This is a genomic window from Wenxinia marina DSM 24838 (genome assembly GCF_000379485.1).
In the GTDB taxonomy this organism is placed as follows: Bacteria; Pseudomonadota; Alphaproteobacteria; order Rhodobacterales; family Rhodobacteraceae; genus Wenxinia; species Wenxinia marina.
In genome coordinates this window covers 174,755-197,972 of the sequence record NZ_KB902299.1, presented here as the reverse complement: position 1 = coordinate 197,972, position 23,218 = coordinate 174,755, and the positions used below count along the sequence as shown (strand labels likewise).

The following is a 23,218-nucleotide window of genomic DNA, read 5'->3' as shown; positions in this document are numbered from 1 at the left end:
CCGAAAGCAGACACGCATGAACCGCACTGCCGATCTGTCGCTCGAGGATTTCAGGCGTCTTCCGGGGCTCTATCGCCGCTGGGAGCTGACCGAGGTCTGCGAGCCCAACCGCAACTATCAGATCGAGGACGCCGGCGCCCATGCCGACGGGACGCCGCTGCTGGCGATCTACGTCGCCGAGCCCGCGCCCGACGTCCGCGAGGCCGCGTGATGCGCCTCCTCGATCACCTCATCCCACGGAGAAAAGCCATGCCGGACCAGTTGGACGACATCACCCGTCTTCGCGCCGCGAGCTACGCCCTCGAAGACCTCCCTGAAGCCATCGCCCTCCCGCAGCGCGCCGGTGACGAGCCGCGCGAGCCGCTGCCGGTCGTCGAGGCGACCGTGGACGAGATCGCCTTCGCGATCATGGAGGCTGAGCGGGAGAGCACAGTCGCCTACCGCCGCGCCGATGCGCTGAAGCGCCTCTACAAGCTGGCCCGCGAGGCCGGGTGCATCGGCGCAGATCGCGCCGCCGCGGCAGTGATGAAGAAGGAGGGCCAGTGATGTCCCTCCCCATCATCGGCGCCGACGAACGGCTCGCGCAGCGCAAGGGGATCAAGGGCGTCATCTTTGGCCGATCCGGCATCGGCAAGACCAGCCTGCTCTGGACGCTGAACGCGTCCACCACGCTCTTCCTCGACCTCGAGGCCGGGGATCTGGCGGTCGAGGGGCTGGAGATCGATACGCTCCGGCCCCGCACCTGGAAGGAATGCCGCGATTTCGCGGTGTTCATCGGCGGGCCGAACCCGGCGCTGCGCGAGGACCAGCCCTACAGCCAGGCGCATTTCGACGAGGTCTGCGGGCGCTACGGCGACCCGGCGGTGATCGGGAAGTACGAGACCGTCTTCATCGACTCGATCACCGTGGCCGGGCGGCTCTGCTTCCAGTGGTGCCGCGGGCAGCCCGAGGCGTTCTCGGAGAAGACCGGCAAGCCCGACATCCGTGGCGCCTACGGTCTGCACGGCCGCGAGATGATCGGCTGGCTGACCCACCTGCAGCACACGCGCGGCAAGCATGTCTGGTTCGTGGGCATCCTCGACGAGCGGCTCGACGACTTCAATCGCAAGGTCTTCCAGCCGCAGATCGACGGCTCGAAGACCGGGCTCGAGCTGCCGGGCATCGTAGATCAGGTCATCACCATGGCCGACATCGCCGATGCCAACGGCCAGCCGCAGCGCGCCTTCGTCTGCCAGACGCTGAACCCCTGGGGCTATCCGGCCAAGGACCGCTCCGGTCGCCTCGACAGGGTCGAGGCCCCGCATCTCGGCCGGCTGATGGACAAGATCCAGTGCCCCGCGGCGCCAGCCTCCGAACGCCTGACCTGGCCGCCGGTGACCCCGGCCGATCCCGCGCCCGCGCAGGAGCCCGGCCATGGCTGAGCGCCTCTCGCCACGCCCGGTGTCCCGATCCGGTCGCCGGGGTGGCTTTTCCCTTCTGACGCCGCTGCGCGTCCCATCCTCCAACTGAAAGGAGCCGCGCAATGTCCGGACCCTGGAACGACTTCAACTCCGCCCAATCCAACACCAACGTCATCCCGAAGGGCACGCTCGCCAAGGTGCGCCTCACCATCCGCCCCGGCGGTTTCGACGACCCCTCGCAGGGCTGGACCGGCGGCTGGGCGCGCCGCGCCGCCACCGGCGCCGTCTATCTCGACGCCGAATACACAGTGCTCGAGGGGCCCTATGCCCGCCGCAAGGTCTGGTCGCTGATCGGCCTCTACAGCCCGAAGGGCCCGGACTGGGCGAACATGGGGCGCGGCCTGATCCGCGGTATCCTCAACTCGGCGCGCGGCGTGTCCGACAAGGACAACTCCCCCGAGGCGCAGGCGCGCCGCCGCATCAACGGCTTCGGCGATCTCGACGGCGTCGAGTTCGTCGCCCGCATCGACATCGGCACCGACACGAACGGCGAGGACAAGAACGAGATCCGTGCCGCGGTCACCCCCGATCATCGCGACTATGCCGCGCTGATGGGCACCGTCGCGCCGCAGGTCGCCGCCGCCCCGGCGCAGGGGCACGCGGCGCAGCAGCCCACCACGACCACCCAGCCCGGCCAGCCCGCGTCCGCCCCCGGCGCCGCCGGTCGGCCGAGCTGGGCGCAGTAAGGGGGGCTCGGCCATGCGCCTGCGCCCCCGCCAGAAGACCTTCGTCGAGCGCAGCGTGGCTGCGCTCGCCTCCCGCGGCAACACGCTGGGCGTGGCGCCCACCGGTGCGGGCAAGACCATCATGCTCTCGGCGGTCACCGGCGAGATGATCAGCGACGGCGCGAAGGCCTGCGTGCTGGCTCATCGTGACGAGCTGACGGCGCAGAACCGCGCCAAGTTCCAGCGCGTGGTGCCGGGCGTCGCCACCTCGGTCATCGACGCCACGGAGAAATCCTGGAACGGCCAGGTCGCCTTCGCCATGGTGCCGACGCTGGCGCGGGCTTCGAACCTTGCCGACATGCCGCGTCTCGACCTGCTGGTCGTTGACGAGGCGCACCATGCCGTCGCCGACAGCTATCGCCGCATCATCGACCGCGTGCGCGAAGCCAATCCCGACGCCCGCATCTTCGGGGTCACGGCGACGCCGAACCGGGGCGACGGGAAGGGCCTGCGCGAGGTCTTCGACAATGTCGCCGACCAGGTCCGTCTGGGCGAACTGATCGCCTCGGGCCACCTGGTGCCGCCCCGCACCTTCGTCATCGACGTGGGCGTGCAGGACGAGTTGCGCTCGGTCCGCAAGACCATGTCGGATTTCGACATGGCGGAGGTGGCGGGCATCATGGACCGCGCTCCCGTCACCGACGAGGTGATCCGGCACTGGAAGGAGAAGGCAGGCGACCGGCAGACCGTAGTGTTCTGCTCCACCGTCGCGCACGCCGAACACGTCACCGACGCCTTCAGGGCGGCGGACGTTTCCGCCGCCCTGATCCACGGCGATCTGGCGGCCGAGATCCGCAAGGCGATCCTCGCCGACTACGCCGCGGGGGACATCCGCGTCGTCGTCAACGTGGCGGTGCTGACCGAGGGATGGGACCATCCGCCCACCTCCTGCGTCGTGCTGCTGCGGCCCAGCTCCTTTAAGTCCACGATGATCCAGATGGTCGGGCGCGGCCTGCGGACCGTCGATCCCGAGGAATATCCCGGCATCGTCAAGACCGACTGCGTCGTGCTGGATTTCGGCACCTCCAGCCTGATCCACGGCACGCTGGAACAGGATGTCGATCTCGACGGCAAGACCGAAACCGGCGAGGCGCCGACGAAGACGTGTCCTGCTTGCGAGGCGGAGATCCCGCTCGCCGCCACCGAATGCCCGCTCTGCGGGGAGGCGTTCCCGCGGGATGACGAAGAGGCCGGTGAAGGCGGCGGTGCCGCGCCGCTGTCGGGCTTCATGATGACCGAAATCGACCTGCTGAAGCGGTCCAGCTTCGCCTGGGTCGACCTCTACGGCACGGACGACGCGCTGATGGCCACGGGCTTCGCGGCCTGGGGCGGCATCTTCTGGCTGGACGGAGTCTGGTACGCGATCGGCGGCGCGAAGGGCGAACGCCCGCATCTGCTGGGCGTCGGCGAGCGCACCGTCTGCCTCGCGCAAGCAGACGACTGGCTGAACACCCATGAGACCGACGAAAGTGCCTTCAAGACCCGCTCCTGGCTGCGCCAGCCGCCGACCGAAAAGCAGCTCCAGTACCTGCCGCCCGAGTGCCGCCATGACTTCGGCCTGACGCGCTACCGCGCCTCGGCGCTGATGACCTTCGGCTTCAACAAGCGCGCCATCCGCCAGCTGATAGACACGGCGGCCTCTCCCGAACGGAGGGCGGCATGACCCATGTCCACATCCACCCCCATCACCGCCGAGGACCGGCGGCGGCTCTGGCATCCGCGTGGGACGCTCTGTGCTGTCTGCCGGCAACCCACCCGTGGTTTTGGCTGGTTCGATCCTCACCGGTCGAAGCGGCCCCGGCCCTCGGTCTGGTTCTGCTCGATGTCCTGCCAGTCCTTCTGGACGCGTTGGGCGCGGGAGCGTTTCGCCATGGTTGACCTGACCGAGGAGGAGCGCGCCGCGATCACCGCCACCATGAAGCGCGTGGCGTTGCTGATGGACGAGATCGGCTGGGCCACCCCGCTCGCCGATCTGACCGAGCCGCAGGTTCGCGCGCTGATCGAGGAAGCCGTCGAGGGCTTCCGCGAGGCCATGTCCGACATCGTCCGGGCGCAGACGCCGGAGGTGCCGTTTTGACCCTCGATTACAATCATCGCCCCAGCTTCGCCGATCGGGTGAACACCGCCGTCGATCATGCGCTCACCGCCGATCAGGCCATGCGGCCGCCCCGCGACTATCTCGGCGGCTCGCGCCTCGGCCATGCCTGCGAGCGGGCCCTGCAGTTCGAGTTCACGGCGACGCCGAAGGACGAGGGCCAGGACTTCAGCGGCCAGTCGCTGCGCATCTTCGCCATCGGCCACGCGCTCGAGGACTTGGCGGTCGCCTGGCTGCGCGGCGCGGGCTTCGACCTCTACACGCGGAAAGGCAACCGGCCCGATGGCGGCCAGTTCGGCTTCTCGGTCGCGGGCGGGCGCATCCGCGGCCATGTCGACGGCATCATCGCCGCGGGGCCCGAAGGCTTCGAGCTGGCCGTTCCCGCTCTCTGGGAATGCAAGACGATGAACGCAAAGAACTGGCGCGCCTGCGTGAAGGACGGTGTCACGAAGTCGAAGCCGGTCTACGCCGCTCAGATCGCACTCTATCAGGCCTACATGGAAGGAACGGTCCCCGGCATCTCGGCAGCGCCCGCGCTCTTCACCGCTATCAACAAGGACACGGCCGAGATGCACCATGAACTGGTCGCGTTCGACGCCGATCTCGCGCAGCGCATGTCCGACCGGGGCGTGCGGATCCTGCAGGCGACCGATGCGGGCGAGTTGCTGCCGCGCGTCGCGACCACGCCCGACTTCTTCGAATGTCGCTTCTGCCCGTGGGCCGAGCGCTGCTGGGGGCTGCCGGCATGAGCGACGACAGCATCCTGCATTTCAACCCGTGGATGGACTTCAACGACGGGCCGCCGTCCGAGAACCCCTTCGGCTGCGACCCCGACCCCGAGCAGATCGCCGTGTTCCTCGACACCGTGTTCAGCTGGTGCGAGGGGCTGATCCCGCTGCGCGGCTTCGTCGACAAGGGTCAGGGCCGGGACGGCAAGCCGCACAACATCTGGATCCCGGCCGACGACACCGCGCCGGGAAAGCTCGCGACCTTCGCCGCGTGGGCGAACCGCGAGGGGGCGGCAGTCTATGTCATCCCCGGCACGGTCGAGGAACAGGGCCAGGCCCGCGCCGCCGACGTGCTGCAGATGCAGGCCATCGTCGTCGATCTCGACGCAGGCGACATCCCGGCGAAGCTGGGACATGTCACCCGCCACCTCGGCCCGCCCACGCTGATCATCGAAAGCGGCGGGCGCACGCCCGAGGGGGCGGCGAAGCTGCATGTCTGGTGGAAACTGACCGAACCCGCAGAGGGCGAGGATTTGGCCACCCTCTGCCGCCTGCGCGGCGAGATCGCGGTGAAGGTCGGCGGTGACACGCATTTCCGCTCGGCGCACCAGCCGATCCGGGTGCCGGGCACGGTCTATCACAAGCACGGCCACCAGCGCCTCGTGCAGATCCGCGAGCATCGCGACGTCGAGGTCGACCTGGCGGATTTGGCCGAAAAGGTCGCCGAGATGCCGCCGCTGCCCGGCGTGGGCTTCGCCAGCGACGTCTCGGCCCCGCAGGCCAAGCCCGGCATCGACGCGGTACTCACCACCCCGGTGCGCGAAGGCGCGGTCGACGACTGGTCCCGGTTCCAGGGGGCCAGCGCCGCCATCGGCCATTACGTCCGCCTGGTGCACGAGGGCCGCCTCGACCCCTTCGCGGGTTGGGAGGCGATCTGCGGCTACAACGCCGCCATGCTGCGCCCTTCCTGGCCGCTCGAACGGCTGCAGGCCGAGTCCGAACGTCTCTGGGCGCTGCATGTGAAGCGCAACGGCCCGCCGCTCCTGCGCGCAGCCCACGCCGATGCCCCGGCCAGCCCGCTGCCGACCTTCAGCCTCGGCGCTCTCCTCGACGACACGAGCCCGATGCCCGAGGACGTCATCGGGCCGCGCGTGCTGACGCCGGGCGGACTCCTCGTGCTTGGCGGCGCGCCCAAGGTCGGCAAGAGCGACTTACTGATCTCCTGGCTGGTGCACATGGCGGCGGGCGTGCCGTTCCTCGGCTTCATGCCGCCCCGGGCGCTGCGCGTGTTCTATCTGCAGGCCGAGATCCAGTATCACTATCTGCGCGAGCGCATGCAGCAGATCGCGCTGCCCGCCGCCGTGATCGCCGCCGCGCGCGACACCTTCATCGCCACGCCCAAGCTGAAGCTGCTGCTCGACGCGGAGGGCGTCGCCCGCGTCACCGAGGCGATCCGGGCCGCATTCCCCGACGCGCCGCCCGACATCATCGTCATCGACCCGATCCGCAATCTCTTCGATGGCGGCCCCGAGGGCGGTGGCGAGAATGACAACACCGCCATGATGTTCTTCCTGAAGGACCGGGTCGAGCTCCTGCGCGAGGCGGTCAATCCGGACGCGGGCGTCATCCTCGCCCACCACACCCGCAAGGCCAGCAAGCATCAGGTCAAGGACGATCCCTTCCTCGCCCTCTCCGGCGCCAGCGCGCTGCGCGGCTTCTACACCTCAGGGCTGCTCATGCACCGGCCCGACGAGGACAGCACCGTCCGCAGGCTGGAGATCGAGCTGCGGAACGGACCAGCGCTGCCGGGCAAGCTGATCGACAAGGTGAAGGGCGAGTGGGTCGAGCTGAACCCGCTGAACGAGCGCCTGGTGCGCAAGGAGGTCGGCGCAAAGCTCGATGCCGAGCGGCTGCGCAAGCACGATGTCATCCTCGGCATGCTGCTGGATGAGGCGGCGAGCGAGCGCCTCTACACCGCGATGCAGTTCGCCGAGACCTTCGAGAACCGGGGCGGTCTGGGCAGCAAGCACACCATCCGCGAGCGCCTCAGCGTGCTGGCGACCAAGGGCTTCGTGAAGTTCCTGCGCGACCCCTCGGGGTTCGGCTTCCCCGTCACCCGGTCTCGGTTCGGCTATCTCTGCGTAGAAGGCATGCAGTTCGGCGCGCCTGTCGAGGAGGTCGATCCGGACACCGGCGAGGTCACCATCGAGGCCCGTCCGGTCCTGCCCAGCCACTTCAAATGCCCCCAGTCCGGGCTCTGCCTGCAGGTCGAAAACCCCGCTGTCTGGGTCTACCCGGAGGGGCTCGAGGACGACCTAACTCATATGAGTGAGGCCTGACTCATATGACAGCGCCAACTGTGCACTCAATGAAATCAACGGGTTACGGGCCAACAAGAGTCAGGTCCCTAACTCATGCCCGAAGACTTCATGAAGTCTTATTCCGCAATGATTTCAGCCACTTGTCCTCCCCGGAACAGTTAGGTGTCAAACCCCCATACTACGTATGGGAGGGCCACCCCACAGGGTTGGCCACTCCTCCCATACGTCCGGGCCAGCCGCGCGCGCCGCCGTGACGGTCTGTTGTGCTTCCCGATCCGACGACGGCGGCCCCGTACCGCCAAGCACCAGACCGCCGTCGTCTTCCACCACCACAGGCCACCGGCAAAGGAGACCCATCATGGCTCAGCCGACTCTGATCCCGAATTGCGACGGCGCAAGGTTTGAATCGCTGCCGCTCGACACCCCCCGCAACCGCTGCATCCTCGCGCTCGACCTCGGCACCTCGAGCGGCTGGGCGATCCGCGGCCACGACGGTCTGATCACCAGCGGGACCGTCTCGCTGCGCCCGGGCCGCTTCGATGGCGGCGGCATGCGCTACCTGCGCTTCACCAACTGGCTGACCGAGATCGACCGGCTGTCCGGGCCCGTCGCCGCCATCTGGTTCGAGGAAGTCCGCCGCCACGCGGGTACCGACGCGAGCCACATCTACGGCGGGCTCATGGCTACGCTGACCGCATGGGCCGAACTGCGCGGCGTGCCCTACGAGGGCGTCCCGGTCGGCACCATCAAGCGTCACGCCGCCGGCAAGGGCAACGCCGACAAGGCCGCGATGATCGCCGCCGTCCGTGCCCGCGGCTTCAGCCCCGCCGACGACAACGAGGCCGACGCCATCGCGCTCCTGCTCTGGGCGATCGAGACGAACGGAGGTGTCGCATGAGATGGCATCCCCACGGCTACGGCGGTCGGCGCCGGGATCCCGAGCAGGTCAAGCGCGAGGGCTGGCACGAACAGGGCGTCCTCGCGGTCTCTGCCGATGACGACCGCCTCACCTGGCCCGAGCGTGAACTGGTCCGCCAGCTCGGCGAGAAGCTCTACGGTCCGCGCCCTTCCGACAGGGAGGCGCGCCATGGCTGATCGCGAATGGACCGCCGACTGCGTCGCCGACCATTTCGAGGAGGCGTTCCGCACCCTGCGCAAGCTGCCGCCCGTGAAGGCGCAGGGCTACTTCAACACCTGGCCCGACATCGTGCGGACCAGCCGCGAGATCGCGGCGATGGAACCGCAGCCGATGCGGGTCTGGCCCTCGGCCGCCGCGATCACCCGGCTCGAGCAGACCTTCGACTGGGTGCTCTGGATCGAGGAGGCGGAGCGCAAGCTGGTCTGGTCTCGTGCCGCCCGCGTGCCGTGGAAGCAGATCAGCGGGGAACTTGGCTGCGACCGCACGACCGCATGGCGACGCTGGCAACTGGCGCTGACCAAGATCGCTGCGCGCCTGAATGCGCAGTGACTCCAATGTGTTGCAACACTTTTTCCTTCGACATCTGCAACATGATCATGCTATTCCGAAGGCAAGATGGGGAGAGTGCGCTGGAAAGCTCGCTCTCCCCTTTGCGTTGACGGGGGCCTTCTGGACCCCACTATCCAGCGAGGTCCGGCCGGGGGCCATCCCGCGGCAGTTTCCGGTTCCTTCCTGGCGACATTCGTATGCTGGCGGGCGAAGCGCGGGAAATCGCCAGCGACAGGGCCGGATTTTTGGGAAGCCACCCGGAAGCCGGAGCCACGCGCGCCCCGCGCGAACACCAATGAACGCTGGCCTTCCGACCGGACACCGCTGGTAGCCGCTGGACCCCGTGAGGGGTCCAGCCCGGCATCCGGAGTCGGCAAGCCGCCGGCATCCACCCGACAGAGGAACCTTGCCCACCATGACGCTGAGCTTCGCCCCGGACGCGATCGAGACGTGGCCGCTGTCGCGCCTCCAGCCCTATGCGAAGAATGCGAAGGCGCACGGGCCGGACCAGGTCGCGAAGATCGCCGCCAGCATGGCCGAGTTCGGCTGGACCGTGCCGTGCCTCGTCGGCGAGGACGGCGAGCTGATCGCCGGGCATGGGCGTGTGCTGGCCGCAACGCAGCTCGGGCTCACCGAGGCACCGGTGATCGTGCTGGGCCACCTGACCAAGGCGCAGCGCCGGGCCTACCGGATCGCGGACAACAAGCTGACCGAACTCGGCACCTGGGACGAGGCGCTGCTCTCGGCGGAGCTGAACGATCTGCTGGCCGAAGATTTCGACCTGTCGCTGGTCGGCTTCTCCGATGGCGAACTCGACAAGCTGCTGGCCTACGTCGCGGAAGACGACGGTGAAGAAGGTGGCGCCGGGGGCTCCGTGCCGCCGGTGACCATCCCCGAACCGCCGCGCAATCCTGCATCGCGCACGGGCGATCTCTGGATCCTCGGCGATCATCGGCTGCTCTGCGGCGACAGCACCAGCGCTGCCGACGTGCGCCGTCTCATGAATGGCGAGCGGGCGATCCTGTTCGCGACCGACCCACCGTATCTCGTGGACTACGACGGCTCGAACCACCCGACCCGCAACAAGGACTGGTCGGCATCCTACGGCACAACCTGGGACGACAGTTCGCAGGGGGCCGAACTCTACGACGGTTTCATCGCGGCGGCCGTGGCGGAAGCCATCGCCGAAGATGCGGCCTGGTACTGCTGGCACGCCTCGCGCCGCCAGGCGATGCTGGAGGCCTGCTGGGAGAAAGCGGGCGCCTTCGTCCATCAGCAGATCATCTGGGTGAAGGATCGCGGTGTCCTGACCCGGTCGCATTACCTCTGGAAGCATGAGCCCTGCTTCATGGGCTGGCGCCGCCCGAACCGCCCACCGAAGGTCGCCGAGCAGACGTTGCCCTCAACGTGGGAGATGCCGTCCTTCGCCAAGGACGAGCGCCCCGACCACCCAACCCCGAAGCCTCTCGACGCCTTCGGCATCCCCATGCGCCAGCACGTCGCCCGCGGTGGGCTTTGCTACGAGCCGTTCTCTGGCTCCGGCTCGCAGATCATGGCGGGCGAGGCCAACGGCCGCCGCGTGTTCGCGATGGAAATCAGCCCGGCTTACGTCGATGTCGCCGTCCAACGCTGGCAGGCCGAGACCGGCCGCGACGCGATCCTCGATGGCGATGGTCGGACCTTGGCTGAGGTGAGGACCGAGCGGCTTGGCGACGATGCCGAAGCCCGCGCGGATATGCCGGACCCGGACGCCGCCCCCGAACCCGCGCGAAAGCGAAAGACTACAGCATGAAGCAATCGCGCCTCATGTCGCTGGTCGAGTCCGTTGCCAACGTCATCATCGGCTACGGCGTCGCCGTCGTCACGCAGATCCTGATCTTTCCGATCTTCGGCTTGCACACAACGCTGGAGCAGAATCTGCAGATGGGCGCGGTCTTCACCGTGGTGAGCATCGCGCGGTCCTTAGCCCTGCGACGGCTGTTCGAGGCGGTCAGGATCGCGTCAAATCAGAGCCGATTCAGCTGACCACATGCATGGGCTCAGCATTGCCGGGATACTGTTCAGATCCTATGGTTTCCCGAAGTTGGGGATGGGCCTGAAATGCTTCCCGTCCAAGCGTATGGATGGGGATCGAAATATTGAAGGACGCCAGCGAGCAAACGACCAGCGCGGATACGCTTCCGGATGGCCTTGAGGCACTGCGGCGGGAACTCAGCCTGTCGGATGTGATGAGACTGATCGAGCGGACAGCGCGATGGGTCGACCCCAAAACATTCAATTATCTGCCGCTCTGGTATCCTGAGCATGCGCGGCGTGGCTTGTTCTACAAATCCAACTGGTCCGAGCCGCAGATGAACCGCAACCGCCAGACAGGCGTCAGCATCCACAAACCCGAAGGAAACGTGCACGCGAACAAGGCGCTGACGCTGGCTCTCGGCCTGCGGGCGGGAGAACGACCGAACTGGTCGTGCTGCCACATCTGGGGCGTTGATGATGCTCTCTTCCAGGTCAGCAACGCTGTGGTTCAGGATAGGCGCTTCTTCTCCTGCGTCGCGAACATGGTCCTGCTGCCTACGCCGCTGAAGGCGTTCACGGACGTGATGGCCGACGTGAAGATGATGCTTCGCGTCTGTGCGCTCCACCTTTACGGCTGGTCCTGCGATCATGAAGATGTCGCGGGCATCGCTGGTCAGGTTGCCGAATGGGAGAACTGGGACGCGTATCCGAAGAGCTGGCCGAAGCCCGACCGGACCTCGCTCCCGCTCGGCACGGCCAAGTTCTCAACGCGGATTAAGGATGCGGCCGACCGCAGGAAGGCCGCCATTCGCAATGATCTGGCATCGGCTGGCCCACACTATCCTCGGGATGATGTCCGCAAGGTGCTCGACTACTGGAGCATCTCGCTCTGAGACGCGGAAGCCGCCGCCCCATGTGGGACGGCGGCATTCAGACCTGCTTGTTGAGCGGCGTCAGTCGCGCGGCAGGCTGTAGACCCGCCCGCGACCTTCGACCTTCTCGGAGGTGACTTCGAGCCCGAGCTTCTTCTTGAGCGCGCCTGCGAAGGCGCCCCGGACCGTATGTGGCTGCCAGCCTGTGGCTTCGACGATCTCGTCGATGGTCGCACCGCCCTCGGCGCGGAGCATCTCGATCAGCTTCGCCTGCTTAGTGCCCGTGCGCGGCGTGCGCGCCATGGGCGCGGGGTCGGCTTTGGCCGGAGCGTCCTGCGGGGCCTCCGCACTCGGCGCCTCATTGGCGCCCGTGGGAGCGCTGTGGTCGCCTTCAGGCTCGATGCCGATGGCGGCGAGCCCCGCATCGGTGATGTGCAGGATGATGGCGCGGCCGTCCTCGTCGTTGCGCCAGATGCGGTTCAGCGCCGCGTCGGCCTTGGTCTGGCTGTCGGTCGTCGTATCGGCGATGAGCCCGCGTGAAAGGAGCGCGCCGACCACCTTGGCGGCGGCGCCGCCGCGGAGCGAGCCGGGGAGCGGCAGGACGTTGCGGTCCTCGCGCTGTGCGGCGGCGCTGAGGATGATGGCTTGGGTATCGGAAAGCTTGGTCATGGGGTCGTCTCCGTATTCGGGCCCGCGTCATGCGGCGCCTTCTACGACCCCGAGCCGCGCAGGGCGCGCGGCGGGAGATCCGGCGTCGCCAGAGATCAGCGGGCGTGCTCGCCCTCGCCGAAAGCGCTGTCGGTGATGCGCTTCAGGAGGCTGGCGTAGTGTTCGAGGGTGCCGACCATGGCCCAGCCCGCCTCGTCGGGGTGGCAGTTGAAATGGTCGTCGCTGAGCGCCTGCAGGCGGGCGAGCATCTCGTCGATCTCGGCCTTCTTGCCGATGAAGGCGGCGAGCGCGGCTTCCTTGTTCCGACGCGCCTTCTCGGCGCGGAGCTCAAAGCGCGGGGTGGTGATCGGGTTCAGGCGGGTGGTCATCGTGGTGGCTCCGTGGTGAGTTGCCTCGTCCTTCTGGAGACACGTTCCCTCTGTCCGCAGCGCTTATCAACTCGATAAGCACATGATTTAGAGTGATAATCGGAGCCATCGATGCGGGGCATGAGCGAGCGCCAGTATGCCGCGCATGTCGGGCTGTCGCGCGGCGCGATCCAGAAGGCGAAGACGGCCGAGCGGCTGGTTCTCTATCCCGACGGCAGCATCAACGCGGCGGCCAGCGATGCGCGACGTGCCGAGACGACGGACCCGTCCAAGACCCGAAAGCCGCCCGCGCCGAAGCTGAAGCCGGTGCCCGAGGCCGCCGTCGCCGCCGTGGGCGACACGCTCCGCGAACAGGGGCTGGCAGTTCCCGCCGTCGGCGGCGGCACGACCTTCCTGCAGGCGAAGACCGCGAATGAGGTGCTGAAGGCGCAGGAGCGGCGCATCCGGCTCCAGAAGCTGAAGGGGGAGCTGATCGAGCGGGCCCGCGCGCTGGCGCTGGTGTTCCGGCTGGCGCGGGAGGAACGGGACGCATGGGTGACCTGGCCCGCGCGCGGGGCGGCGCTGATGGCGGCCGAGCTCTCGGCCTCGTGCAGCGAGGCGACGGGTCAGCATATCACCGTGGAGCCAGCCGCGATGCAGAAGGTCCTGGAGAAACATGTACGCGCCCACCTCGACGAACTCGCCGAGGTCCGGCCCGACTTCCGGTGATCATGACGCGCTGACGGACTTCGACGGCGCGGGCGAGATACTGCGCGCCTGGGGCAACGGGCTGCGACCCGACCCGGACCTGACCGTGTCAGAATGGGCGGACCGGCACCGGATGCTTTCTGGCCGCGCCTCGGCCGAGCCCGGGCGATACCGCACGGTGCGCACGCCCTACATGCGCGAGATCATGGACCGGCTGTCGCCCGGCGACCCCACGCAGCGGATCGTGTTCATGAAGGCGGCGCAGGTCGGGGCGACCGAGGCCGGCAACAACTGGATCGGGTTCGCGATCCACCAGGCGCCGGGCCCCATGCTGGCGGTCCAGCCGACAGTGGAACTGGCCAAGCGCAACTCGCGCCAGCGGATCGACCCGCTGATCGACGAAAGCCCCGAGCTGCGGGAGCGGGTCAAACCGGCGCGCTCGCGTGACGCGGGCAACACCATGCTGTCCAAGGAATTCGCGGGGGGCATCCTGATCATGACCGGGGCGAACTCGGCGGTCGGCCTGCGCTCGACCCCGGCACGCTACATCTTCCTCGACGAGGTCGACGCCTATCCCGCCTCGGCCGAAGAGGAAGGCGACCCGGTCACGCTGGCGGAGGCGCGGTCTCTGACCTTCGCTCACCGCCGCAAGGTGCTGCTCGTCTCGACCCCGACGATCCGGGGGATGTCGCGCATCGAGCGGGAATACGAGGCCAGCGACCAGCGCCGGTTCTTCGTGCCGTGCCCGCATTGCGGTGCGATGCAGTGGCTGAAGTTCGACCGGCTGCGCTGGCAGAAGGGCCGCCCGGAGACGGCGGAGTATCACTGCGAGGGCTGCGAGACGCCCATCGCGGAGCACCACAAGACGGCGATGCTGGAGGGCGGCGAATGGCGGGCGACCGCCACGGCCGCCGATCCGACCACGGTCGGGTATCACCTCTCGGCGCTCTACTCGCCGATCGGCTGGCTGAGCTGGGAGCGGATCGTACGGGCATGGGGCGCGGCGCAGGGGTCGGACGAGGCGATCAAGGCGTTCCGCAACACGATCCTCGGCGAGACCTGGGTCGAGACCGGCGAAGCCCCGGACTGGCAGCGGCTTTACGACCGGCGCGAGCGCTGGACATCCGGCACGGTGCCTGCGGGCGGGCTGTTCCTGACCGCCGGGGCCGACGTCCAGAAGGACCGGATCGAGGTCGATGTCTGGGCCTGGGGCCGCGGACTTGAGTCGTGGCTCGTCGATCACGTCGTCATCGAGGGCGGCCCCGACCGGCACGACGCATGGTCGGAACTGACAGCGCTGCTGGACCGGTCCTGGCCGCATGAACGCGGCGCGCATCTCAGGATCGCGCGGCTCGCCATCGACACCGGCTACGAGGCCCCGGCGGTCTATTCCTGGTCGCGGGCGCAGGGGTTTGGGCAAGTGTCGCCGGTGAAAGGCGTCGAGGGGTTCAACCGCTCGAGCCCGGTCTCGGGGCCGACGTTTGTCGACGCGACCGAGGGCGGGAAACGCCTGCGTCGCGGTGCTCGGCTCTGGACCGTGGCGGTCTCGACCTTCAAGGCCGAGACCTACCGCTTCCTGAGGCTGGCGCGGCCGACCGAGGAGGAGATGGCCGACGGGGCGGCGTTCCCGCCCGGCTCGGTCCATCTGCCGCATTGGGTCGAGAATGAATGGCTGAAGCAGTTCGTGGCCGAACAGCTGGTGACGGTGCGCACGAAGCGCGGCTTCGCCCGGCTGGAATGGCAGAAGCTGCGGGAACGCAACGAGGCGCTGGATTGCCGGGTCTATGCCCGCGCCGCCGCCTGGATCGCCGGCGCGGACCGCTGGCCCGACGAGAAATGGCGCGACCTCGAGGATCAGCTCGGGGCGGCCCCCACCGACCCCGATCCTGCCGGGCAGATCAACCGGCCGGGACAGGCCCCGCAGGGCAAGCGCCGCTCCGACTGGCTCGGGCGGCGCGGAGGATGGTTCTGAGTGAGGACCGGTCCGCGCAGCGGATGCGAGGCTCCAGTGGAGCGTCGCAAGGGAACGAACGCACTGAGCGGGAGCGAAGGGCATGGACTGGACGGAAACCGAGCTCTCGGCGCTGCGCCGGGCCTATGCCAGCGGCACGACCCGGGTCAGCTATGACGGCAAGTCGGTGGACTACGGCTCGGCCGAGGATCTGCTGGCCCGCATCCGCACCATCGAGCGCTCCATCGTGGGGACCACACGACCACTGCCGGTGGCCGGGCTGGCTGGCTTCTCGCGCGGGGATCGCTGATGTCGGCGAACTGGTTCGACCATGCCATCGCATCGGTGGCGCCGCGCATGGCGGCGCGCCGTGTGATGGCGCGTCAGGCCTTCGAGACCCTGACGCGGGGCTATGACGGTGCCGCGCGCGGGCGGCGCACGGAGGGCTGGCGCGCGCCGGGATCCTCAGCCGACACCGAGATCGGCGTCGCCGGGGCGCTGCTTCGCGACCGGATGCGCGATCTGGTGCGCAACAACCCGCATGCGGCCAAGGCCGTGGCGGTGCTGGTCAACAACATCATCGGCGCGGGCATCATGCCCCGCGCCGCCAGCGGCGACGACACGCTGGACCGGAAGGTGGATACGCTGTTCGAGCGCTGGACGGCGGACTGCGACGCCGACGGCCAGCTCGACTTCTACGGGCTGCAGACGCTGATCTGCCGCGAGATGGTCGAGGCGGGTGAGGTCCTGGTCCGTCGAAGGCTGCGGCGCGCCAGCGACGGTCTGCCGGTCCCGCTGCAGCTGCAGGTGCTGGAGGCCGACTTCCTGGACGCGACCAAGTCCGGCGTCCTCGGCGCGGGGCGGCTGGTCCAAGGGATCGAGTTCGACCCGGTCGGCAAGCGCCGGGCCTATTGGCTCCATGCCGAGCACCCGGGCGACGCCTACGGGGCCTTGCAGAACGGCCTGCAGAGCCGCCCGGTCCCCGCGACCGAGATCGCTCATGTCTACGAGAAGCAGCGCACGCAGGCGCGTGGCGTTCCCTGGGGTGCGCCGGTGATCCGCAGCTTGCGCGATCTCGACGATTACGAGGTGGCCGAACTGGTCCGCAAGAAGACCGAGGCCTGCGTCACCGCCATCGTCTTCGGCGACGACGAGGCGCAACAGGGCATCGCGCCCTCCGTGGTCGATGCCGACGGCAACCGGGTCGAGCAGTTCGAACCGGGGCTGATCGCCTATGCCCGCGGCGGCAAGGACATCCGGTTCAACCAGCCGTCCGCCACCGGCGGCTATGGCGAATACAAGCGGGCCAGCCTGCACACGATCTCGGCCGGGTTCCGGGTGCCCTATGAGTTGCTGACCGGCGATCTCAGCCAGGTCAACTATTCCTCGATCCGGGCCGGGCTCGTGGAGTTCCGCCGCCAGATCGACGCGGTGCAATGGCAGCTGTTCATTCCGATGCTCTGCGCGCCGGTCTGGCGCTGGTTCACGGAAGCCGCGTGGGCGGCGGGCCAGATCCCGTCGCCGACCGTGCCGGTCGAATGGTCGCCGCCGAAGTTCGAGGCGGTCGATCCGCAGAAGGACGCGATGGCGAACCTGCTGTCGATCCGCTCGGGCACCATGACGCTGGCCGAGGTGATCGCCCGACAGGGCCGCAACCCCGACGCCGTGCTGGCCGAGATCGCCGCGACCAACGCCAAGCTTGATGCGCTGGGGCTGGTGCTCGACAGCGATCCGCGCCGCGTCACCAAGACCGGCAGCGCGCAGACGAGCGATCCGGCGACCGATCCGGCCGACGACGAACCGGACACCGACGCCCCGGCCGCCGACGCGGACAATGACCCGGCGCAGGCCGACCAACAGGACTGACCTTCATGGACACAATGATCGAACTGCCGGCCATGCGCCGGTCGGCGGAGCTTGCGCCGAACACGGCCGATGCCGACAGCCGCACCGTCGAGGTGGTCTGGTCGGCCGGTGCGCGTGTCCGGCGCGCCTCCTTCTTCGGCGAACCCTATGACGAGGAACTCAGCCTCGACCCCGCCCATGTCCGGCTCGACCGGCTGAACGCGGGCGCGCCCTTCCTGAAAGTGCACGAACTCGACACGCTCGACGCGGTGATCGGCTCGGTCGTCCCCGGTTCCGCCCGGATCGAGAACGGCCGCGGCATCGCGCTGGTGCGGATCAGCGAGCGCGCCGACGTCGAGCCGATCTGGCGCGACATCCAGGCCGGGCACATCCGAGCGGTCTCGATCGGCTACCAGGTCCACCGCTTCGAGGTCTCGAAGCCCGAGGCCGCCCGCGAGCTTTGGCGCGCGGTGGACTGGACGCCGTTCGAGGTGTCCGCCGTCGCGGTCGGCGCCGATCCCGCCGCGGGCTTCCGAGCCCAGCATCCCCTTCACGACTGCGTCCTCCACCGCAGGGACGCCCCTTCAATCACGAAAGGACCGATCCCGATGACGGACGAGACCGAAACCCCGGCGAGCGACGCCGCAACCCCCGCCGCCACCCAGCCGACCGAGCCGGCCGAAACCGAGGAAACCGCCATGACCGAGCCGAAAGCGGCTGCGCCCGAGCCTAAGGTCGTGGCCAGTGAGACGCGCGCGCAGCCGAAGACGCAGGCAACTCCTGCGCCCGACACCGAGGCGGTCGCGACGCGCGCCCGCGAGGCGGAGCGCGACCGCGTCTCCACCATCTACGATCTGGCAGGCCGCCTGAACCTCGAGCGCGGCTTTGCCGAGGATCTGGTCAAGCGCGGCGTCAGCGTGGACGAGTCCCGCCGTCTGATCCTCGATCAGGTCGCGGCGAAGTCCGACGAGACCCGGACCTTCCCCCATGTCTCCGTCCCCCTCGGCGGTCGGGACGAGCGGATCACCCGCCGCGATGCCGTGGCGAATGCGCTGCTGCACCGCTACAGCCCGACGCTCTTCCAGCTGGAAGACGCCGCGCGCCAGTACCGCGGCATGACGCTGCTGGAACTGGCCCGCGAAAGCCTCGGCAATGCCGGGGTGAACACACGGGGCCTGTCGCGCGACGAGGTGGCGACGCGGGCGTTGCATTCGACCTCTGACTTCCCCGAGATCCTGTCGGCGGTCACCAACAAGACCCTGCGGCAGGCCTACGAGGCCTATCCCCGCACCTTCATGCTGTTCTGCCGCCAGGTGCTCGCCACCGACTTCAAGGCGATGCACCGCGTCCAGCTCGGCGAAGCGCCCCAGCTGCTGGAAGTGGGCGAGAGCGGCGAGTTCAAGCGCGGGACGCTCGGGGAGTCGAAGGAGAGCTACAAGGTCAAGACCTATGGCCGGGTGGTCGCCATCACCCGCCAGACGCTGATCAACGACGATCTCGACGCCTTCACACGGATCCCGGCGATGTACGGCAACTCCATCGCCCAGCTGGAGTCTGACGTGGTCTGGGGCATCATCACCGCCAACCCGGCGATGGCCGACGGCAACGCGCTGTTCCACACCACCCACAAGAACCTCGCGGGCACCGGCGCGGCGCTCGATGTGAGCAGCGTCGGTGCGGCCCGCGCGGCGATGGCCAAGCAGACGGGGCTCGACAAGAAGACAGTGCTGAACGTCCGGCCCGCCTTCCTGATCGTGCCCGCCTCGCTGGAACTGAAGGCCGAGCAGCTGGTCGCGCAGAACCTCGTGCCCGCCGCGACGTCCAGCGTGGTGCCGCAGTCGATCCGCACGCTCGCGCCGATCAGCGAGCCCCGGCTCGACGCCGCCAGCGAGACCGCCTGGTATCTGGCGGCCTCGCCCAACCAGATCGACACCATCGAGTACGCCTATCTCGAGGGCCAGCAGGGCGCCTACATCGAAACGCGCAACGGCTTCGACGTCGACGGCGTCGAGATCAAGTGCCGCCTCGACTTCGGCGCCAAGGCCATCGACTGGCGCGGCCTCTACAAGAACCCGGGCGCGTAAGCCGCTTCCAATGCTGAACCCCGACATGCGGGCGGTCCTGACGGGCCGCCCTTCGTCTTTCCACGAGGATCCCCGTCATGAAAAACTTCGTCCAGCCCGGCAACACCATCACCCTGACCGCGCCCTATGCCGTCGCCTCCGGCGATGGCCTGCTCGTCGGCTCCCTCTTCGGCATCGTGGCCGGAGCGGCCGCCCTCGGCGAGCCCGTCGAGACCGCGCTCGTCGGCGTGTTCGACATCACCAAGGTCGGCTCCCAGGCATGGACCGTCGGCGCCAAGGTCTATTGGGATGACACCAACAAGCGCTGCACGACGGTCGCGACCGACAACACCCTCATCGGCGTGGCCGTCGAGGCGGTGGCGAGCGGCGCGGGCGACACCGTCGGCCGGGTGCGCCTGAACGCGGCGTTCTGATGAGCGCCTTCGCCGCCGCCGTGGGCGCGCTTTTCGGCGATCCGAACGTCGGCCGGGACGCGGTCTACATCGCCGACGGCGGCGCGCCCGTGCTGGTGCGCGTCGTCGCCCGGCGCGCGGATGCCGTCTCCGACTTCGGCAACGCGCGGCTCTGGTCCGAGACCACCCGTGTGGATCTGCTGGTGACCGAGGTGGCGAACCCGCGTCCCGGTGATCGTTTGGAAATCGACGGGGACGCCTTCCTCATTCAGGGCGAACCCGTCCGCGACCGCGAGCGGCTGGTCTGGACCGTCGATCTGAGGCCCGCGTGAAACTGAAGCTCGACATCGATCCCGACATCGTCGCGATGATGGCGGCTGAGGTGGCTGCGGGCGAGCGCGCCGTTACCGCCGCCATGCGCGAGGCCGGGACTGGGCTGAAGGCGGCATGGCGGCTGCAGATCACCGGCGCGGGGCTCGGGCACCGGCTCGCCAACTCGATCCGGAGCCAGAACTTCCCGAGGTCGGGCGAGAGCCTGGACGCCGCGGCGCTCGTCTGGTCGAAGGCGCCGGTGATCGTCGGCGCGCATGACACCGGCCCGCTGATCCGCTCGAAGGATGGGTTCTGGTTGGCGATCCCGCTGCCGGCCGCGGGCAAATCCCTGCGCGGTGGCAGGATCACCCCCGGCGAATGGGAGCGGCGACGCGGGCTGCGCCTGCGCTTCGTCTATCGCCGCACCGGCCCGAGCCTGCTGGTGGCGGAGGGACGGCTGAACACCAAAGGCCAGGCGGTGGTGTCGCGCTCGAAGACCGGGCGCGGCAAGGTCACCGCGCCGATCTTCCTGCTGGTGCCGCAGGTCAAGTTGCCGAAGCGGCTGGACCTCGCGCGGGATGCAGACCGGGCATTGGACAGCGTGCCGGGGCTGATCGTGGCGAATTGGGTGGAGGTGCGCCTTCCGTAACCTCAGCGGATTTTAGCCATCGCGTGTGCTTCAAAACGGTTCCCAAATTGCTCCGCGATGTTGCGCCAACGAGTTATGCCCGACAGCCGAAGGGCATAAGGATTTCCATCAACCTGGATGGCCTGACCATGTGCGATCCGGTTTCGCACCTGATTGACTATATCGAGGTTCTTTTTCAGCGCCGCGGTGGATTGCCCCTGCCAAGACAGACCGTCGAAAACATCAGTCACGCCAAGGCGAAGAAAAAGCGCGACAATGTTTTGGTCGCTTGGATTTCCCCATCTGTTCCAAGTCGCAGAGTACGATTTGACCTCAGCAGCCGTCATTGCCCGTCCAAAAGCTTTTTGCGAACACGCCAAAAATACGTCCCCAACGAACGCTTGGAGCGCTGACGAGAGCATCACTACACATGCGCGATTGAGAGCTGAACCTTCATGCTGACCGTCAACCAGTCGGCGTGGAGCGCCAGCGTTCCCTCCATGCAAGTTCCTTCGCGCGGCAAGTAGCTCGTCAACCAGTATGAGCGATAACGGCAATCAGTTCCCTCCACCTCACCTCGTTTGCCGAGAGCTTCAACGAGGAGGCACGAACAATCAACTGCACGCGGCTTCGCAATGCCTCCCGAAATGCGCCAATAGGCAGTCTCACTACCGATGTCACCCCGCGAAACCATCCTCAACGCGCTGCATGCGCGGCTCTCGGCGCTGCCTGCCACCGCCCTGCGCGGTGAGGTGCTGCCCGAGCGCGTCCCGTCCGACGGCCTGCTGATCCTGCGAGACGGAGAGCCGGGTGAGCCTGAGGTCACGCTGTCGCCGCTCGCCTACCACTACCAGCACCGGGCCGAGATCGAGGCGGTAGTACAGGGCGCAACCCGAGACGCCGCCTTCGACACGCTGATCGCCAGCATCGGCGCAGTACTCGCCGCCGACCGCACGCTGGGCGGGCTCTGCGACTGGGTCGAGGCCGAAGCGCCGCGTCCGGTCGATCTGCCGGTCGAGGGGGCGGCGAGCCTGAAGGCGGCCGTGATCCCGGTCGTGCTGCACTATTCCACGGCCGACGCACTGGCCTGACCCCGACAACCCGAGGAGAACACCATGGCACGAGCCCAGGGGGCGCGAGCGCTGATGGCGCTTGCGTTCGAAACGACCTATGGAACGCCGCCCGCCAGCGGCTTCACCCGCATGCCCTTCGCCAGCACCTCGCTCGGCGCCGAGCAGCCGCTGCTGAACTCGGAGCTCTTGGGCTACGGCCGCGATCCGTTGGCTCCGATAAAGGACGCGGTGACGGCGGACGGCGATGTCGTGGTGCCGCTCGACGCCGAGGCCCTCGGCTTCTGGCTGAAGGCGGCGTTCGGCGCCCCCACGACCACGGGTGCGGAAGCGCCATACAGCCACGAGTTCCAGTCCGGGTCCTGGACGCTGCCCAGCATGTCGATCGAAACGGCGATGCCCGAGGTGCCGCGCCATGCCATGTACTTCGGCTGCATGCTGGACCAGCTCAGCTGGCAGATGCAGCGGTCCGGCCAGCTCAGCGCGACGGCGCGGCTGGTGGCGCAGGGTGAGACGGTGGGCACGACGACCAGCGCGTTCGGCACGGGTGCCTCACCCCCCGCCGCGCTGGAGCTGAAGCGGTTCGGCCATTTCAACGGGTCCATCATGCGAAACGGCTCCCCGCTCGGCAACGTCGTCGCGGCCGACATCACCTATGCCAACAATCTCGACCGGATCGAGACCATCCGGAGCGACGGCCGCATCGACGGGGCGGACCCGTCGATCGCCGCGCTGACCGGTTCCATCGAGGTGCGGTTCGCCGACAGCACGCTGGTGACGCAGGCGCTGAACGGCGAGGCCTGCGAGATGGAATTCGCGTACGTCCTGCCCTCGGGCGAGAGCTTCACCTTCACCGTACACGCCGTCTACCTGCCGCGCCCGCGCATCGAGATATCCGGGCCGCAGGGCGTGCAGGCGACCTTCGACTGGCAGGCGGCGCGCGAGAGCGTGGTCGGCCGGATGTGCACCGCGACCCTGATCAACGACATCGAGGTGTATTGACGATGCTGACGCTCGACCTGACCAATGCACCGCGCTGGCATGATCTCGCGCCCGGTGTCTGTGTGCAGCTGCGCCCGCTGACCACCGCCCTGATGGTGGCGACGCGCAGCGATCCGGCCGTCGAGGCGGTCCCCGAGGAGGCCTCGGACGAGGAACGCGCGGTCGCCTTCGCCAAGGCACTGGCCCGCCGCGCGCTGCTCGCCTGGGAGGGCATCGGCGACGCGGACGGCAACCCCATCGATCCGAGCCCCGAGGCCATTGATGCGCTGCTCGACGTCTGGCCGATCTTCGAGGCGTTCCAGCTGACCTACGTCTCGAAGGGTCTGCTGCTGGAGCAGGAAAAAAACGCCTCCGCGCTCTCGCCGAATGGTCCTTCGGCGGGGGCGAACGCTACTGCGACGCTTGCCAAACGACGTGCGCGGACTGCCCGGCGCGGCTGAACCGTCCGGAAACGCCTGAAGGCTGGCAGGTCTGGGACCTCGTCGGCCGCCTCGGCGGCCAGCTGCGTGTCCTGCCCGGCGCGGT

28 protein-coding genes are annotated in these 23,218 nt (G+C 68.3%); 25 read left to right on the top strand and 3 right to left on the bottom strand.

Translation table 11 applies throughout. From position 1 onward, the window contains the following. Positions 1-16: 16 nt before the first annotated feature. The 14 genes from A37W_RS22010 to A37W_RS0113875 all read left to right on the top strand — a co-directional run bounded on the left by A37W_RS22010 (position 17) and on the right by A37W_RS0113875 (position 11,706). The gene (locus A37W_RS22010; protein ID WP_018303655.1) at positions 17-211 is read left to right on the top strand and encodes a hypothetical protein; all 195 of its coding nucleotides are present in this window, start codon (positions 17-19) and stop codon (positions 209-211) included. Positions 212-249: 38 nt separating this feature from the next. Beyond that, the gene (locus A37W_RS22005; RefSeq protein WP_018303654.1) at positions 250-546 is read left to right on the top strand and encodes a hypothetical protein; all 297 of its coding nucleotides are present in this window, start codon (positions 250-252) and stop codon (positions 544-546) included. Beyond that, positions 546-1,421 carry an ATP-binding protein gene (locus A37W_RS0113935; protein WP_018303653.1) on the top strand — a complete coding sequence of 292 codons (876 nt, stop codon included), beginning with the start codon at positions 546-548 and terminating at the stop codon, positions 1,419-1,421. Before A37W_RS22005 ends, A37W_RS0113935 begins: the two co-directional genes overlap by 1 nt. A gap of 101 nt (positions 1,422-1,522) precedes the next feature. Continuing rightward, entirely contained in the window at positions 1,523-2,146 is a 624-nt protein-coding gene (locus tag A37W_RS0113930) for a hypothetical protein (protein ID WP_018303652.1), read from the top strand. Between the two features lie 13 nt (positions 2,147-2,159). Further along, complete coding sequence (locus A37W_RS0113925) at positions 2,160-3,848, top strand: DEAD/DEAH box helicase (RefSeq protein ID WP_018303651.1); 1,689 nt, start codon at positions 2,160-2,162, stop codon at positions 3,846-3,848. A gap of 207 nt (positions 3,849-4,055) precedes the next feature. Beyond that, positions 4,056-4,262, top strand: coding sequence for a DUF6511 domain-containing protein (locus tag A37W_RS0113915; protein ID WP_018303649.1), 207 nt, complete (start codon positions 4,056-4,058; stop codon positions 4,260-4,262). Further along, positions 4,259-5,029 carry a PD-(D/E)XK nuclease family protein gene (locus A37W_RS0113910; protein WP_018303648.1) on the top strand — a complete coding sequence of 257 codons (771 nt, stop codon included), beginning with the start codon at positions 4,259-4,261 and terminating at the stop codon, positions 5,027-5,029. The genes A37W_RS0113915 and A37W_RS0113910 overlap by 4 nt, the downstream gene beginning before the upstream one ends. Further along, positions 5,026-7,347 (top strand): AAA family ATPase, encoded by a 2,322-nt coding sequence (locus A37W_RS0113905; protein WP_156169311.1) that lies wholly within the window; start codon positions 5,026-5,028, stop codon positions 7,345-7,347. The genes A37W_RS0113910 and A37W_RS0113905 overlap by 4 nt, the downstream gene beginning before the upstream one ends. 340 nt (positions 7,348-7,687) lie before the next feature. Beyond that, positions 7,688-8,227 carry a crossover junction endodeoxyribonuclease RuvC gene (locus A37W_RS0113900; RefSeq protein ID WP_018303646.1) on the top strand — a complete coding sequence of 180 codons (540 nt, stop codon included), beginning with the start codon at positions 7,688-7,690 and terminating at the stop codon, positions 8,225-8,227. After that, entirely contained in the window at positions 8,224-8,424 is a 201-nt protein-coding gene (locus A37W_RS0113895; protein ID WP_018303645.1) for a hypothetical protein, read from the top strand. The genes A37W_RS0113900 and A37W_RS0113895 overlap by 4 nt, the downstream gene beginning before the upstream one ends. Continuing rightward, positions 8,417-8,797: a DUF6362 family protein gene (locus A37W_RS0113890; protein WP_018303644.1), complete on the top strand. Its 381-nt coding sequence runs from the start codon at positions 8,417-8,419 to the stop codon at positions 8,795-8,797. Before A37W_RS0113895 ends, A37W_RS0113890 begins: the two co-directional genes overlap by 8 nt. Positions 8,798-9,212: 415 nt before the next feature. After that, complete coding sequence (locus A37W_RS0113885; protein ID WP_018303643.1) at positions 9,213-10,589, top strand: site-specific DNA-methyltransferase; 1,377 nt, start codon at positions 9,213-9,215, stop codon at positions 10,587-10,589. Beyond that, on the top strand, positions 10,586-10,822 hold the full coding sequence (locus A37W_RS0113880; RefSeq protein ID WP_018303642.1) for a DUF7220 family protein: 237 nt from the start codon (positions 10,586-10,588) through the stop codon (positions 10,820-10,822). Before A37W_RS0113885 ends, A37W_RS0113880 begins: the two co-directional genes overlap by 4 nt. A 98-nt stretch (positions 10,823-10,920) precedes the next feature. Further along, positions 10,921-11,706, top strand: a complete 786-nt coding sequence (locus A37W_RS0113875; RefSeq protein WP_018303641.1) for a hypothetical protein — start codon at positions 10,921-10,923, stop codon at positions 11,704-11,706. Between the two features lie 60 nt (positions 11,707-11,766). On the opposite strand, the gene A37W_RS0113870 is transcribed toward A37W_RS0113875, so the two are convergent. Both A37W_RS0113870 and A37W_RS0113865 read right to left on the bottom strand, forming a co-directional pair. Then, entirely contained in the window at positions 11,767-12,354 is a 588-nt protein-coding gene (locus A37W_RS0113870) for a DUF3489 domain-containing protein (protein WP_018303640.1), read from the bottom strand. A 95-nt stretch (positions 12,355-12,449) separates the two neighbouring features. After that, a complete protein-coding gene (locus tag A37W_RS0113865; protein WP_018303639.1) occupies positions 12,450-12,722 on the bottom strand; it encodes a hypothetical protein in 273 nt (90 codons plus the stop codon). 111 nt (positions 12,723-12,833) lie between these two features. Here A37W_RS0113865 and A37W_RS0113860 point away from each other — a divergent pair, with 111 nt between their 5' ends. From A37W_RS0113860 to A37W_RS0113825, 8 genes are all read left to right on the top strand, one after another. Then, positions 12,834-13,430 (top strand): hypothetical protein, encoded by a 597-nt coding sequence (locus A37W_RS0113860; RefSeq protein WP_018303638.1) that lies wholly within the window; start codon positions 12,834-12,836, stop codon positions 13,428-13,430. Next, positions 13,378-15,381 carry a phage terminase large subunit family protein gene (locus A37W_RS0113855; protein ID WP_018303637.1) on the top strand — a complete coding sequence of 668 codons (2,004 nt, stop codon included), beginning with the start codon at positions 13,378-13,380 and terminating at the stop codon, positions 15,379-15,381. Before A37W_RS0113860 ends, A37W_RS0113855 begins: the two co-directional genes overlap by 53 nt. Positions 15,382-15,463: 82 nt before the next feature. Then, positions 15,464-15,670: a phage head-tail joining protein gene (locus tag A37W_RS0113850; RefSeq protein WP_018303636.1), complete on the top strand. Its 207-nt coding sequence runs from the start codon at positions 15,464-15,466 to the stop codon at positions 15,668-15,670. After that, on the top strand, positions 15,670-17,226 hold the full coding sequence (locus A37W_RS0113845) for a phage portal protein (protein WP_018303635.1): 1,557 nt from the start codon (positions 15,670-15,672) through the stop codon (positions 17,224-17,226). Before A37W_RS0113850 ends, A37W_RS0113845 begins: the two co-directional genes overlap by 1 nt. 5 nt (positions 17,227-17,231) lie before the next feature. Further along, complete coding sequence (locus A37W_RS0113840) at positions 17,232-19,289, top strand: prohead protease/major capsid protein fusion protein (RefSeq protein ID WP_018303634.1); 2,058 nt, start codon at positions 17,232-17,234, stop codon at positions 19,287-19,289. A 77-nt stretch (positions 19,290-19,366) separates the two neighbouring features. Next, positions 19,367-19,702: a DUF2190 family protein gene (locus A37W_RS0113835; protein ID WP_018303633.1), complete on the top strand. Its 336-nt coding sequence runs from the start codon at positions 19,367-19,369 to the stop codon at positions 19,700-19,702. Further along, positions 19,702-20,013, top strand: a complete 312-nt coding sequence (locus A37W_RS0113830) for a head-tail joining protein (RefSeq protein WP_018303632.1) — start codon at positions 19,702-19,704, stop codon at positions 20,011-20,013. Before A37W_RS0113835 ends, A37W_RS0113830 begins: the two co-directional genes overlap by 1 nt. Further along, positions 20,010-20,642, top strand: a complete 633-nt coding sequence (locus tag A37W_RS0113825) for a DUF6441 family protein (protein ID WP_018303631.1) — start codon at positions 20,010-20,012, stop codon at positions 20,640-20,642. The genes A37W_RS0113830 and A37W_RS0113825 overlap by 4 nt, the downstream gene beginning before the upstream one ends. 2 nt (positions 20,643-20,644) lie before the next feature. Here A37W_RS0113825 and A37W_RS23830 read toward each other — a convergent pair whose 3' ends face one another. Next, positions 20,645-20,968, bottom strand: coding sequence for a hypothetical protein (locus tag A37W_RS23830; RefSeq protein WP_156169308.1), 324 nt, complete (start codon positions 20,966-20,968; stop codon positions 20,645-20,647). A gap of 327 nt (positions 20,969-21,295) precedes the next feature. Between A37W_RS23830 and A37W_RS0113820 the strand changes: the two genes are divergently transcribed. From A37W_RS0113820 to A37W_RS0113810, 3 genes are read left to right on the top strand one after another with little or no spacing between them, the layout of a single operon-like run. After that, on the top strand, positions 21,296-21,712 hold the full coding sequence (locus A37W_RS0113820) for a hypothetical protein (RefSeq protein ID WP_018303630.1): 417 nt from the start codon (positions 21,296-21,298) through the stop codon (positions 21,710-21,712). A gap of 24 nt (positions 21,713-21,736) precedes the next feature. Next, positions 21,737-22,693 (top strand): phage tail tube protein, encoded by a 957-nt coding sequence (locus A37W_RS0113815; protein WP_026198503.1) that lies wholly within the window; start codon positions 21,737-21,739, stop codon positions 22,691-22,693. A gap of 2 nt (positions 22,694-22,695) precedes the next feature. After that, complete coding sequence (locus tag A37W_RS0113810) at positions 22,696-23,133, top strand: phage-derived protein YdaY family protein (protein ID WP_018303628.1); 438 nt, start codon at positions 22,696-22,698, stop codon at positions 23,131-23,133. Positions 23,134-23,218: the final 85 nt, after the last annotated feature.